Raw genomic sequence first — 13697 nt, 5'->3', positions numbered from 1 at the left:
ATTGTTTGCTGATTAACTTTTATTCAGTGCATGTTGGTTATAACTAGCAAGCAACGTCCAGACTTCCTGATTTGCAAAACCGCAGTGAAATAAGCAAATAAAAACTTCGAATTTGCAAATTAGGAAAAAACGAAGACCGAAAAACACAAAATTGGTGTAAATCAAGCGGGGAAAAGAGGTGATTTTGTGGCAAAAAGCAGTATATTGATTACATCCCCTACATTAGTAGTGATAATCAAAGCGTAGAGGACGTCATTATGCCGTTTTTGAGCGACAAGCTCTCCTTGCACACATCCAGTTTATTTATTCTCCTTGCCGTCGCTTTTTTAGGTGGGCTTGTGCTGAATATGTGGCGTGGTGATGCAGACGCAACGGCCAAGCGTTTTATGTTACTCATTAGTGCAACAACGGCGCTATTAGCCATTGGCTTTGTTGTTAAAAAAGAGAGCGAAATCTGGCGTAACGAAATTTACACCTTAATCTCGTTACAAATGCTTTACGGCCCCTTTTTATACCTCTACACACGTTATCAATGCGACCCCAATTATCAGTGGCGGCACAAACAAAGCCTCCATTTTTTACCTGCGCTATTGTTTGCGTTGTTATGGATAAGCCAACAACCCTTATCCCCCGAAAGCTGGCTGTATTTTGATTGTCATCACATTGATTGCAGTGAAATACAGCGGCATCGGTTTTGGCATAAAGTCGGTGCATGGGTTTCAATTGTCAGCTATACCTTGCTCGCTTTGCGCTGGTTGCACCCACATGAAGCCAATATAAAAGCCCACTTTTCAACGCTAGAGGGCTTAGACTTGCGTTGGCTGCAAGGTGCGGCGTGGTGCTTGTTAACTCTCACCCTAATTGCTATTGGCGCAGATCTTTCACGAGAAATGGGAATGAGCCATACCATTAGAGGTGGTCACCTTCAGGCTCTTGGGCCATTCATCAGTATTTTTCTGTTTGCAAAGTACGGTATTCATCAGAAAAAAATCTATGATCATCAAGAAACGCCAGCTCCAGTGATACAAGCCAGCGATGTTACCGCCTCGCAAACAGAGCACGACCATACAGCGACTGAGCAAGCCGCCAGCGCCATACCCAAAACCAAAAAATACCAAACCTCGAGTCTCACCGAATCCTGTGCTGCTCAACTTTGGCAACAACTGCAAACCATTATGCAGCAAGAGCAACCTTATCTTGAACCAGGTTTAAAAATTTCATCGCTCGCCAAACAGCTGAATGTGTCGGTGAATCATTTGTCAGAAACAATCAACGGCTATGCTAACCTTTCCTTTTATGACTACATCAACGCTATGCGTATAGAAGAGGCTTCTCGCCTTTTATGTGCAATTGACGCCAACCACCTCTCTGTTACCGATATCGGCTATCAAGCAGGGTTTAATTCCAGTTCAACATTTTACACCCACTTTAAAAAATCAACCGGATACACCCCTCGCCAATTTCGCGCACAGTATCAAACCTCAGAAAAACCCTATCCGGCCAACTAATTTCCTCTCACTTTGCAAACTCGGAAGCCAAGTAAAGCAAAGTCTTTTATATGTGGTGTAACACTATGACCCGTTGAGGAAATAAACCACATGATAAAAAAAGGACTCATCGCACTTGCTACTCTATGCGTGCTGCTTGTTAGTATTATCATCATTCGAACGCTCCAGTTCGTCCCTGAAAACAATACGTCGACACTATCGCTCCCGTTGGAGGTAACGCCAAACCCCACAACCCTATCTCGCCACTTATCCGAAGCCATTCAGTTTCAAACTGTCTCACACGACAACTTGGACGACCGAGACCAACAAGCCTTTCATGCTTTTATCAGTTGGCTGGAAAAAACCTACCCTGAGGTTCACTCTCAACTCGATAAAACGGCATTAAATACATTTACTTTGCTGTTTAGATGGCAAGGCCAAAACCCTTCAGCACCCGGAGTGTTGCTCTCTGCTCACTACGATGTTGTGCCCGTTAACCCCGGCACTGAAAGTACGTGGCAACATCCGCCTTTTGCTGGTGTAGTGGAAAATGGCATTATTTGGGGCCGTGGCGCGTTAGACGATAAAAGTGCTGCTATCGCCTTAATGGAATCGGTTACCCTGTTACTCGAACAAGGCTTTCAACCACAACAAGATACTTATATTGCGCTAACTCACGATGAAGAAATTGGCAGTAAAGAAGGCGCTAAAGCTGTGACTGATTACTTCTCTCAGCACAACATTAAATTGGCTTGGTCATTGGATGAAGGCTCGTTTGTCCTCGATGGGTTGGTACCCGGTTCAGACAAGCGCGTAGCCAGTATTAATGTTGCGGAAAAGGGCTACCTCACCATCGAATTAGTTGCCAAAGGCGAAGGGGGCCACAGCTCAATGCCGCCACAAGACACCGCCGTAAGTATATTGGCTGAAGCCATTGTTCACGTAAAAAATGCTCCCATGCCCGGCGCCCTAAATGGGCTGAGTGAACAAATGTATAGCAATATTGCCAAACACATGAGCTTTCCCAAACGCATGTTATTTGCCAATACATGGTTGTTCAAACCCCTCATTGAGTCTTCGCTGTCAACATCACCAGCAGGCAACGCCATGCTGCGCACTACGACAGCCCCCACTATGTTATCAGGCAGTGTAAAAGCCAATGTATTAGCGGCTTCAGCAACCGCAAAAATTAACTTCCGCATTCACCCTCGCGACAAGGTAGACGATGTAATTTCCTGGGTAAACAACGCCATTAATGACCCTAGAGTAACGATCAACACGATCAGAGCTTTTACCCCGTCGAATATTGCGGCTACCGACACACATGGGTTTACCTCTATTGCAGCGGTATCTCGTGATGTTCACGGCGACGTTATTATTACACCAGGCTTAACCATTGCCGCAACTGACAGCCGATCTTACTCAGAGATTACCAACGCCTATCGGTTTAACCCAATGACCTTAACGCCGGCTTACTTGTCAGGTTTTCACGGCACTAACGAACGCATTGACGAAAAAAACATGGTTGACGCCGTCGCTTTTTACACCCGATTAATGATGCAATAAACCTCAAGCACCCGTTATTTCAGACCTAGCGACACAAATAGCCCTCATATAGAGGGCTATTTGTTCTTGTGTAGTTCACCGCTAGGCTGCAGGTTTAACAATAAACTCACCAACGTTCGCTTCAATCACTTCGACTTTGGTACCCGCGCTGACTGCATGGGCACAAGACACCTTCCACTGAACCCCAGAGAATTGATACTGGCCGGGATTTTCAGGAGAAATATCCGCAGTGAGTAACCACGAGTGCCCAACTAAATCACTGGTAACGGGCTTTTTATCAACGTGATTTTGCATTTTTTGCAGCGGTTTCCACAACAGCACGGCAAAAATACCCGTTAAAATGGCAACGGCCAGTAACACCATCAGCCAAGACTCGGGCAAAATACCGATATACAGCAACCCACTTGTTATGATCATCGCCAAACCTATGAACAACAAGAAGAAGGTTGCAAAGCCTAAAATTAAGACTTCTATCGCCAATAATCCCAAGCCTGCAGCCAGTAAAACTTGAGGCATATGTTCAGTAAACCACATAACTAGGCCTGCTTATTCATGCGGTTAATAATGGTCATGGCTTGGGCGACCAACGAACTCGCTTCAGTACTACCATCGGGTAACAACACTACCGAAGACTCTTTAGCAATGGCTTGTTTCGCTTCAATCGCTTTAGTAGCCAAATCGAGTTGAATCGCTTTTTGCCCTTCCGACGTATCTGCCGCCTCACCGACTTTTCGCAACGCTTCAGCTTGTGCCTCGGCTACCGCAATAATTGCCTTTGCCTCACCTTCAGCCCGCAGCACTTGCTCTTGCTTGTCTGCTTCTGCAGCCAAAACAACCGACGCTTTTTCACCTTCGGCGCGGTTAATTGCGGCTTGGCGATCACCTTCCGACTCTAGGATTTGAGCTCGTTTAACCCGTTCGGCTTTCATCTGTGCTTCCATCGCTTCCATCACAGAGTTAGGCGGCACTATGTCTTTAATCTCATAACGAAGCACTTGAATCCCCCAAGGGCCACTGGCATCGTTAATAGCGGCAACAATGTTAGTGTTTAGCATGTCGCGCTCTTCAAAAGTTTTGTCCAATTCCATTTTACCAAGCTCAGAACGCATTGTTGTTTGCGCCAGCTGGGTAACAGCAAAGACGTAATCGTCTACACCATAAGTGGCTTTGTAAGGGTCGAGGACACGAAAATAAAGCACGCCATCCACGTGCAGTGAAATGTTGTCTTTTGTGATCGCACTTTGTTCGGGTACGTCAACTGCTTGCTCTTTCAGTGATCGGTCTGCTGCGACACGGTCGATAAAAGGCACAATAAAATTTAAACCGGCCTCTTTTGTGGATTGGTATTTTCCAAATCGTTCAATCAAATAAGCGCGGTTCTGCGGTACAAATTTAATAGAAACTTTCAGTACAACAATGACAAAAACCAACAGGAATACCTGTGGCGTTAGCAAATGCTCTAGTATCATATCCATAATTAACTTCCTTCTCAGTGCGACCCACTCTCACAAATAGGCCGATTACATACACACCTGTGTATGACAACAACCTTCACTATATAAAGAGCGCGCTGGCTTAGCAATCTCCACCGCTGTGGCAAATTGCAACTAAGTCGATTTTTTTGTCAACAAATGTGACAAGGGCACTCAAATGCCAGGTTTGGGCTGATAATCACGCATATCTAACACTTGCTGAATGGCCTCTATTTTGTCTTCTGCATGGTGATTCACATACAGAATTGTAGTCTCGCCTTGCTGAGCCAACAGATTCACCATCGCCAATACTTTTAAACGGTTGAGTTCATCAAGGCCATTACAAGGTTCATCTAAAATAAGTAAGCTCGGATGTTTCACCATCGCCCGTGCAATCAACGCCAAGCGCTGATCCCCAAACGACAACGACTGAAACGGCGTATCCATGTGCTTACCCAATGCCATCACATCTATCCATTGCCGGGCCAAGTGCTTTTGCACATCACTGGGCTGTTGATACAACCCAATACTGTCGTAAAAGCCCGATAAAATAACCTGACTCAATGAGCAGTTTACGCGGTATTGCAAATGCAAAGCAGAAGACACAATGCCAATATGTTGTTTAATATCCCAAATACTCTCACCAGAACCTCGCTTATACCCAAAAATAGTGAGGTCATTGGTATAACAATGGGGGTTGTCGCCTGTTAGCATGCTCAGCAAACAGGTTTTACCTGAGCCATTCGGCCCCACCACTTGCCAATGTTCAGCTTTATTAATTTGCCAAGATAACGCTGTAAATATCACCCGTTCGTCATATTGAACATGGCCGTTGTTAAGTACGGCAATAGGCATGTTGGCTGCAAGTTCGGGCGCGCTGCGCTCTTTATCACGTGGCGGAAGCGTGTGTACGGCGTCATGAATATGCGCTAACTGGCGAATATGTTCTATGTCAGCCGTTGCCACTTGGCGGTGTTCAGACTGCCATCCAATGGTGCCAGCATCCATATATACCAGCTTTTGACTGTAGACTGGGATTTCAGACAAGCGATTGATAATAAGCACCAAAGTAACGTGATGACTGAGTGACTCAAGAACCGAATCTAAATGGGCAATGGCTTGTGTGTCTAATCCATCCCAAGGCTCATCTAAAATCAATACCTCAGGCTCAGACAAAATAGCTTGAATGAGTAATGCTTTACGGGTTTCTCCTGTAGAGAGCGACAAGAAAGGCTTTGTTAACAGATGCGCTATACCAAACCCTTGCGCCAGGGCAGATAAGGCAGAGGGTTCGCTTTTTTCACCTAGGATAACCTCTTTCACGGTAGACGGCGTAGGCACTATATCCAAAATGTCTGCGCTGTCTTTTTTACGCTCTTGTTCAATCACCGCTTGTTGTTGAGCCACGCTCACCCACGCGCAGTGATTGTTTAGCTTTACTTGGCCGGTGCAGCGCCCCTCGCCCGCAAGTAAAGCAGCCAGTGCAGACTTTCCGCTTCCGTTCGCCCCCAAAACAACCGTATGCTCGCCCTGTTCGATAATGAGTGAATCAATTGATAATGTGTAGTCTTTGCGCAATTGGCATTGCACCTGATGAAGTGAAATCACATGGGGTCCTTTTTTGATTGATTCTGGCAACTAGGCATATCGTTTCAGTTCAATATACAGCATGCCTCTTGTTACAACACTGGCGCCATTCAGAATCAGCAGTGGCCACGCTTGTTCCAACGGCATTGTTAAGGCAAACGCAAGGGTGCTGACGTCTTTAATTAAAATACTGCCAAACAATGAGGGAGATAAAGCCCCAGCATGCTGGCTTTTTCTCACTACCCACCATTGGTGCAAGGTGCCTTGAATTAGCAAGGCTGTGATCACTAGCATCATCATATTCGCACCTATCCTCGCCATACCGGGATAAGGGCGAAATGCCATCGACACTAAACCGGCAACAAAAGCCAATAAGGCCAACATAAATACAATTCTGGCAAACCGAGTATTGCGATACTGAAACAACCGAAATAACACGAATAAAATAAGCACCAATGCGCCGAAACGCGTCCACACCAAATAATGATTAAACGGCTCAACCGCAATACCAAACACAAAGTTGGCGTAAAAGGCAAAAAAGCTGGATGCAAACTGATTCACCGACAAATTTTGTATAGGCGACTCTCCAGCAAGACGACGTTGTTCAATTTGCCACACTTGCCGACCCAAGCCATACCATGTCAGTAAAAATAAGGCGGCACTGATGCCGCCCAATAAATGATACAAACTCATTACTTGGTAGTTATAACAAGGTCAGTCCATACCAAGCGGTGATCAGAACTGGCTTTGCGATCTTTGACCAAGCGATACAATGGATCTTGCTTGGCAGGCCAAAAAACACCTGCATCTTTTACTTCAAAACCGTAACGGGATGGCAATACGTAATCCGCTCTTGCTCCCCAATAGGCAGTAAATCGGTCGCTGAAGCTGGCTTCACTCGACTCACTCCCCCCTTCACTAACGGGGACCACTGAACTGTTAACCAGCGGGCTGTGAGTGAGTTGTTCTATAACATCAGGGCGATGCTTATCGCCCATATCTGCGGCATTAAAATCACCTACCAACACGAATCGCGTAGCTTTGCTCATGCCCCCTTTCACCCCATTATCGTCGTAGATATAAGCGTTATTGCCTGGGGTGAGATAGTCTGCCATTAAACGAATTTCGTCATGGTTGCGCTTCCCGTTTCTGTCTTCATCACCGTCAAATGTAGGCGGCGTAGGGTGCATGGCCAATACATGAACGGTTTTTCCATTCACGTTCACCGGAATATCCCAATGTGATTTAGAGCTCAAACGAAAATTAGCCCACTCTTCTTCGTTATACCATGGTGTTTTGGTCGCGGGTGAAATTGGAGCTTGCGCGCCTGGCATGTCTTTCCATTTGAAATATTGCAGTGTTCTTATCTGCTCTTTTTCAATCGGGTATTTAGACAACACCACCATAGCGTATTGCCCCTCGTATAACCCAAAACCATAAGCGTCACCACCATAGCTTTCTTTGCTACCATTGTTGTCCAAATCGAAGGGCGTTGGCATACCAGTATTAACAGTATTGATGTAGAAATACGGGAATGAAATGGGCGCTTGCCCTTGCTGGGAAACCGCGAGGTAATTGTTTTGAAATGCCTCAACACCTGTAGCCTGCGGCAACAGGTCAAACTCGTTTAACAACATTATGTCGGGATTAACTCGCTGAATAATTTCAGCGATATTTTTTATCTGGCTATTGGTGCCAGACGCTAGTTCAGTCGCCAAAACCTCAGACGAAGGCGTGCCCTTGCTATCAAGGTAGTTGGTAGACTCCATGCTTACGTTGAATGTGGCCACACGCAATACATCTTCGGCATGAACATTGGCTGCTATCAGCACTGACAATAGCAAAGCGGTAAAGTTGACTCGCATAGTAAGTTCCGCAAAAACGTTAATGGTAACTGATTTCACACAATGCGAGACAACTTTTCGTCTGTCTTTTCGATAAATTCGACCAATGGTGTAAAGCGCTAGGTTAACTGCTTGTCGGCGTGTTTTTCAGATTTTCCGCACACCTTCTTCAACAAGAAGTACCCGACCACAGCCGACAAAAACGACCCAATTAATATACCCAAACGCTCGTCGTTAAACGCCTGCTGTTTGCCACCTTCAAAAGCCAGTGAGCCAATAAATAAACTCATGGTAAAACCCACGCCGCACAAGATTGCCGCGCCGTACAACTGACTGTAATTTACGCCTTTAGGCAATTTGGCAAAACCCGCTTTTATCGCAATCACGCTAAAGCCGAATACGCCAAGCTGCTTACCGAAGAACAAACCTAAAATAACCCCCAATGTAACTGGGTTAGTTAGGTTATTCATTCCCATGCCATCGAAACTTATCCCTGCATTGGCAAACGCAAATATAGGTAGAATGACAAAATACACCGCAGGATGTAAATTCTCTTCTAAATCTCGCAATGGGCTTTTTTCAGATTTCTTTTTGTTTTTTAGCGGGATAAAAAACGCCAGTACAACGCCGGCTAAAGTTGCATGCACACCCGACTTTAACGTGGCATTCCACAACACCACCCCCACAAGAATATACAGACTGGTTTCGGTGACGTTTTTGGCATTCATCCACGCCAATATGGGTAAACAAGACAAACAAATAATCAGAGGGACAGTATCGATGTTATCAGTGTAAAACACAGCAATGATGATGATAGCGCCAAGGTCGTCAATAATAGCGAGCGACACCAAAAACAATTTGAGTGCGGGGGGCACTCGGCTGCCGACCAGCATCATTATCCCTATTGCAAAGGCGATGTCAGTAGCGGCGGGGATTGCCCAACCTTCTAGGGCAATAGGGTCATTCCAACATACAGCCACATAAATCAACGCTGGTACCGCCATCCCACCAATCGCAGCAACAGTAGGCAGTACAATATTGCCCGGCGATGAAAGCTCTCCTTCAAGTAATTCACGCTTTAACTCAAGCCCGACTAGAAAGAAAAACACAGCCATCAAGCCGTCGTTCACCCACAATAACAGGGGCTTGGCCACTTCGTAATTACCCACTTTAATGGCAACGGGTAAATCAACCAGTACATCATACCAATGAGAAAGAGGGGAATTCGCAACGAGCAGTGCCACAGCCGTTGCCATCATCAATAACAAGCCACTTGCAGAATCGTTTTTGAAGAAATTCTTCAAAAAATGCAAACTCATAGACTCTCCTGTTTACGCACATAAAACTCGAAAACATAGGTCAAGTATACGTTAATTTGCCGTTTTAGATCGGAAATCGGCCCTGACATCACGAGAGAAAAGTGCTATTCACCACAATTTCAAGATGCTCAAGCACAATAAAAAAGGCGATGAATCACATCGCCTTTTCAAAATGGTACGTGAATTCACATCATCACATTACGACATCGCCACCGATACACGCGCCGCTACTTTTTTGGCAACGCGAACATCAAACAGCCCGTATCCAGCGACCAATAAGAAGCAAATAGCAGGCACAACAAACGAAGGCACAATACCTGAATTGTCGATGATAGCGGCTTGGAACAAAGGCATGATAGCGCCGCCTAGGATCGCCATAACTAAACCTGCCGCACCTAGCTTAGTATCTTCCCCTAGCCCGTCTAACGCGATGCCGTAAATAGTGGGGAACATCAAAGACAAGCACGCCGAAATAGACACCAATGCCACTACGCCAACAAGGTTAGGTGATTGCATCATTACTATACATAACCCTACTGCAACCAGTGCCATGACCATTAACAAACGAGCCGGTCGCAAATACTGCATGATCCAGGTCATAACAAAACGCGACAGTAAAAATACGATCATGCTGTATTGCAGCACTTCACCGCCTTTTACTTCATTGCCGCCTATTGCTTCCATCACATACTGAATGGTGAAGGTCCAAACACACGTTTGTGCCCCCACATTGAAAAACTGCGCTAATACGCCCAAACGATAATGGCGGTTAGCCAGTAGTCGTTTTAGCGATGAGCCCAAATGCAATGTGTCTGTAGTTTTAGTCGACTCTTTAATTGGCGCTTTCATAAACGCGATGGCGAGCCAAACCACAACCAATACACATGCCATTCCCACGTAGGGCAACATAACCGCGTCTAACTCAGCCCCAACAACACTTTTCAACTCCGTCACAGACATCGCCGCGCGTTCTTCAGCTGAAGCTTGATTCAAGTTAGGCAAAATCAGTGATGCGGCCAAAAACACCCCTAAATTCGTTCCCACCGGGTTGAATGCCTGGGCCAAATTCAAGCGTCGTGTTGCACTGCCTTCACAACCCATTGCCATAACATAAGGGTTTGCAGACGTTTCTAGAATCGACAAGCCACCCGCCATCACAAACAGAGCTAGCAGGAAAAAACCATACGTCATTGTTTGGCTAGCTGGGTAAAACAAGAAAGCCCCTGCTGCAGCGCACCCTAACCCAGTAAGAACACCGGTTTTGTAGGAAAAGCGTTGATTGATCAAGGCGGCGGGAATTGCCAAACAAAAATATGCGCCGTAATAAGCAAACTGGACTAAGGCCGATTGCAAGGAAGACATGGTGAAAATTTTACTGAATACCTTCACTAGTGGGTCTGTCATGTTGGCAGCAACCCCCCAAGCGGCAAAACAGATCGTTAACAAAATAAAAGGTAAAAGCGTATCTTTCGATACCAGAGACGGCTTTTCCTGCACGACGACACCTGTTGTTGTAAATATAAAGTTAAGGCATTTAACCAACAAACTTTTGGCCTGTCAATAAATCAACATTAGTTATTTATTATTTTTACTTTACTTTAGCAGTAGTTTTTTCAATTATGCGATGCAGGTTAAAAACAAATAGTAATGACCAAATTGATTTACTCAATTTGAAAACAATCACTTATGACACATCCGCATTCTCCACAAGCACAAGGTACTCCTTCGGCATGGCAACAAGCCACTCAAACCGCTAAAGGCCAATCGGGCCTCAGAGCCCTCAACGAACGTCGCATTCTGACCTTGATTCGTCAGCAACACGAACTGCCTAAAGCGACGATTGCCAAACAAACCGGGCTGTCAGCACAAGCCGTCACCGTGATCATCAATAAGCTGGAGAATGACGGGTTATTGCGTAGAGGTGCGCCTCAACGTGGCCGTGTAGGTCAACCTACCGTGCCTTTCTCACTCAATGCTGAAGGCGCGTTTGGGATTGGATTAAAAATCGGTCGTCGCAGTATGGAGCTTACCTTAATCGACTTTTGCGGCACTGTGCGCGCCACTTTACGAGAACAATGGTGCTACCCCAGCATTACTAAACTCAATCAATTTACTGAAAAAGGTTTGCGAGCACTTACCTCTACGCTTAGCCAAGCTAATAAAGAAAGAATAAGTGGAATTGGTGTCGCAATGCCATTCGAACTATGGCGTTGGAGCGAGCAAGCCAATGCGCCTGAATCTGAACTGGCGCAATGGCAAAATACCGATGTACCCGCGTTAGTTCAGAGTCACACCGACTTACCCGTGATGTTGTGTAACGATGCCTCTGCCGCATGTGCAGCCGAACTCTGGTTTGGTAAGAACACCCAATTAAACGACTATTTATACTGTTTTGTTGGCACCTTTTTAGGTGGTGGATTAGTACTCGACAGACAATTACACGTAGGCCGAAAAGGTAACGCCGGGGCAATTGGCTCTTTGCCTTTTACCCATCAAGCGAATCATCAGCAACTGCTTGACCAATCTTCACTCTATACGCTGGAAAAACAATTACAGGCAGAGAATATCGACACCCAATTTCTGCACAATAGTCCCGCCTATTGGCCACAAACCCATACTGCTATTGAAGTCTGGATTGAAGAAGTTGCGCAGGGTTTAGCCCATGCCGCCATTAGCGCCCATGCGATCCTTGATTTAGACGGTGTAGTGATCGAAGGCAATTTACCCGCAGAAATAAAGAAAAAGTTAGTACTCACTTGTGAAGCCAAGTTGATAGAGATAGACCAACGGGGGTTAGGTACCCTCGCTGTGTTTGAAGGTAGCATTGGTGAAAAAGCGCAATCTATTGGCAGCGCCAACCTTCCACTTCTGGCTCAATACAGTGTTTAACAATGCAAATAAAATTAAATAAACAAAGTTGATTTATTAATTCAACTCCTCTACATTTCGTCATCTTTGAATTGACTGTTAACGCAGTGTAAGTGTGCGCGCAGATGTTTAACGTGCCATTTACGCCAACTTTAAGAGACGGAATATGCAACTTCTTTCAGCCACTTATTCGTTGATACAAAAAGGGTTTCTTTCGTTAGTAACCCTTACATTTCGCCCCCAGAAAAGCGCTATTGCGCCTGCTGTCGCGCTGGCGTTAACCCTCGGCACAAGCCTACACGCACATGCAGCGTCGGCCGATAACACGCCCATTAACTGGCAACTAGGGTATACCGGTGAAGCGGCCAGTATTGTAGAAGGCGGCGCGCGCAGAGGCAGTGCTTATGCGGGACAGTTATTTGTTGGTGCCGACATTGATTTGGAAAAAGCCTTAGGTTGGAGCAATACGCAAATTCACGTTGCCTTTACCAATCGACACGGTAAAAACCTCGCCGAAACCCACATTGGCAACAGCACGTCAGTACAAGAAATATATGGTGGTCAAAACACGCGTATGGCCCGATTAACTGTCGCATCGACTTTTTTAGACGGCAAATTACAAGTCGAAGCGGGCCGAACGGTAGCAAATATCAGCTTTTTGGGGTCGGAGTTATGCCAGTATTTTCAAACCAATTCGGCATGCGGCAACCCCACATTCGTATTCCGCACCAGTAGCTTCACTTGGTGGCCAGTATCGAGCTGGGGCGCTCATGCACAGTACTGGTTATCTGACAACTTGTACTTTCACGCAGGTGTTTACGAAGAAAACACCGCCCATCAAGGCAAAGGCGATCATGGTTTTGACTGGAGCGTAGGTGACTCTACCGGTGTTATCGTGCCAGTGACCTTGGGCTATCAAACAACTTGGGACAATGATCGCTACCCTAAACGCTACGAAATTGGCGGCTGGTATGACAGTGCCGACTACGCAGACCCACTCTACGATGAAGCGGGTGATTATGCGGTAGTGACCAACAACGACTATGCTACCCTCAATGGTCGCTCTGGAGTATTCGCCCGCTTTGAGCACGTTGTCTCCCGACCCTACCCAACCAGTAAACGCAGCTTAACCTTGTTTGGTGCGCTGTTAACGGGCACTTCTGGCGAACTCATTGAAGACTTTTACTATAAAGCCGGCTTTGTTAAACGCGGTACGTTTTCAAATCGCGACAATGACTCAATTGGCTTTGTGATCACACGCCAGTATTACAGCCATAACGCACTTGAAAACCAGCGTCTAGCAAGAGCGCTAAATGGCGGCAGTGGCAGACCCGCGGGTAGCCAAACCATGCTCGAACTCAGTTATGGTATATACGTAAATGACAATGTGCGTGTACAGCCCAACATTCACTACATCATCAACCCGGATCAGTTTTCACAGCCGGAACGTACAGAGGCACTCGATGATGCGGTGGTCATAGGCTTGCGCTTCGACATTAACTTACGCGGATTAATGGGCTTATAACGCAACTAAGCTGTATAACACCCCTTGGT

Annotated in this window: 11 protein-coding genes; 4 read left to right on the top strand and 7 right to left on the bottom strand. The window is 46.0% G+C overall.

Features of this window, described 5'->3' with window-relative positions:
- The first annotated feature begins 257 nt into the window (after positions 1–257).
- Together ACXAH6_RS12015 and ACXAH6_RS12010 are read left to right on the top strand one after the other, a co-directional pair.
- Complete coding sequence (locus tag ACXAH6_RS12015; RefSeq protein ID WP_474877132.1) at positions 258–1508, top strand: helix-turn-helix domain-containing protein; 1251 nt, start codon at positions 258–260, stop codon at positions 1506–1508.
- Between the two features lie 90 nt (positions 1509–1598).
- On the top strand, positions 1599–3053 hold the full coding sequence (locus tag ACXAH6_RS12010; protein WP_474877130.1) for a M20 family peptidase: 1455 nt from the start codon (positions 1599–1601) through the stop codon (positions 3051–3053).
- Positions 3054–3134: 81 nt separating this feature from the next.
- Here the strand turns inward: ACXAH6_RS12010 and ACXAH6_RS12005 are convergent, their stop codons facing one another.
- The 7 genes from ACXAH6_RS12005 to fucP all read right to left on the bottom strand — a co-directional run bounded on the left by ACXAH6_RS12005 (position 3135) and on the right by fucP (position 10772).
- Complete coding sequence (locus tag ACXAH6_RS12005; protein ID WP_474877128.1) at positions 3135–3587, bottom strand: NfeD family protein; 453 nt, start codon at positions 3585–3587, stop codon at positions 3135–3137.
- A 2-nt stretch (positions 3588–3589) separates the two neighbouring features.
- A complete protein-coding gene (locus ACXAH6_RS12000; RefSeq protein WP_474877126.1) occupies positions 3590–4528 on the bottom strand; it encodes an SPFH domain-containing protein in 939 nt (312 codons plus the stop codon).
- A gap of 171 nt (positions 4529–4699) precedes the next feature.
- Positions 4700–6133, bottom strand: a complete 1434-nt coding sequence (gene modF / locus ACXAH6_RS11995) for a molybdate ABC transporter ATP-binding protein ModF (RefSeq protein ID WP_474877123.1) — start codon at positions 6131–6133, stop codon at positions 4700–4702.
- Positions 6134–6163: 30 nt separating this feature from the next.
- Complete coding sequence (locus tag ACXAH6_RS11990; protein WP_474877121.1) at positions 6164–6805, bottom strand: hypothetical protein; 642 nt, start codon at positions 6803–6805, stop codon at positions 6164–6166.
- Positions 6805–7977: an endonuclease/exonuclease/phosphatase family protein gene (locus ACXAH6_RS11985; RefSeq protein WP_474877120.1), complete on the bottom strand. Its 1173-nt coding sequence runs from the start codon at positions 7975–7977 to the stop codon at positions 6805–6807. The genes ACXAH6_RS11990 and ACXAH6_RS11985 overlap by 1 nt, the downstream gene beginning before the upstream one ends.
- 98 nt (positions 7978–8075) lie before the next feature.
- On the bottom strand, positions 8076–9275 hold the full coding sequence (gene nhaA / locus ACXAH6_RS11980) for a Na+/H+ antiporter NhaA (RefSeq protein ID WP_474877118.1): 1200 nt from the start codon (positions 9273–9275) through the stop codon (positions 8076–8078).
- Positions 9276–9473: 198 nt separating this feature from the next.
- On the bottom strand, positions 9474–10772 hold the full coding sequence (gene fucP, locus ACXAH6_RS11975) for an L-fucose:H+ symporter permease (RefSeq protein ID WP_474877116.1): 1299 nt from the start codon (positions 10770–10772) through the stop codon (positions 9474–9476).
- 189 nt (positions 10773–10961) lie between these two features.
- Between fucP and ACXAH6_RS11970 the strand changes: the two genes are divergently transcribed.
- Positions 10962–12164: an ROK family protein gene (locus ACXAH6_RS11970; RefSeq protein WP_474877114.1), complete on the top strand. Its 1203-nt coding sequence runs from the start codon at positions 10962–10964 to the stop codon at positions 12162–12164.
- Between the two features lie 145 nt (positions 12165–12309).
- Positions 12310–13668: a carbohydrate porin gene (locus ACXAH6_RS11965; RefSeq protein ID WP_474877112.1), complete on the top strand. Its 1359-nt coding sequence runs from the start codon at positions 12310–12312 to the stop codon at positions 13666–13668.
- Positions 13669–13697: the final 29 nt, after the last annotated feature.

It is taken from the genome of Alteromonas sp. ABE4_545 (assembly GCF_056161325.1).
The sequence above is the reverse complement of the archived record's forward strand: the minus strand, read 5'-3'. Positions and strand labels throughout refer to the sequence as shown.

Bases quoted from the DNA above. Each gene is read 5' to 3' on its own strand.
- ACXAH6_RS12015 (WP_474877132.1), top strand. From the start codon at position 258: ATGCCGTTTTTGAGCGACAAGCTCTCCTTGCACACATCCAGTTTATTT.
- ACXAH6_RS12010 (WP_474877130.1), top strand. From the start codon at position 1,599: ATGATAAAAAAAGGACTCATCGCACTTGCTACTCTATGCGTGCTGCTT.
- ACXAH6_RS12005 (WP_474877128.1), bottom strand. From the start codon at position 3,587: ATGTGGTTTACTGAACATATGCCTCAAGTTTTACTGGCTGCAGGCTTG.
- ACXAH6_RS12000 (WP_474877126.1), bottom strand. From the start codon at position 4,528: ATGGATATGATACTAGAGCATTTGCTAACGCCACAGGTATTCCTGTTG.
- ACXAH6_RS11990 (WP_474877121.1), bottom strand. From the start codon at position 6,805: ATGAGTTTGTATCATTTATTGGGCGGCATCAGTGCCGCCTTATTTTTA.
- ACXAH6_RS11985 (WP_474877120.1), bottom strand. From the start codon at position 7,977: ATGCGAGTCAACTTTACCGCTTTGCTATTGTCAGTGCTGATAGCAGCC.
- nhaA (WP_474877118.1), bottom strand. From the start codon at position 9,275: ATGAGTTTGCATTTTTTGAAGAATTTCTTCAAAAACGATTCTGCAAGT.
- ACXAH6_RS11970 (WP_474877114.1), top strand. From the start codon at position 10,962: ATGACACATCCGCATTCTCCACAAGCACAAGGTACTCCTTCGGCATGG.
- ACXAH6_RS11965 (WP_474877112.1), top strand. From the start codon at position 12,310: ATGCAACTTCTTTCAGCCACTTATTCGTTGATACAAAAAGGGTTTCTT.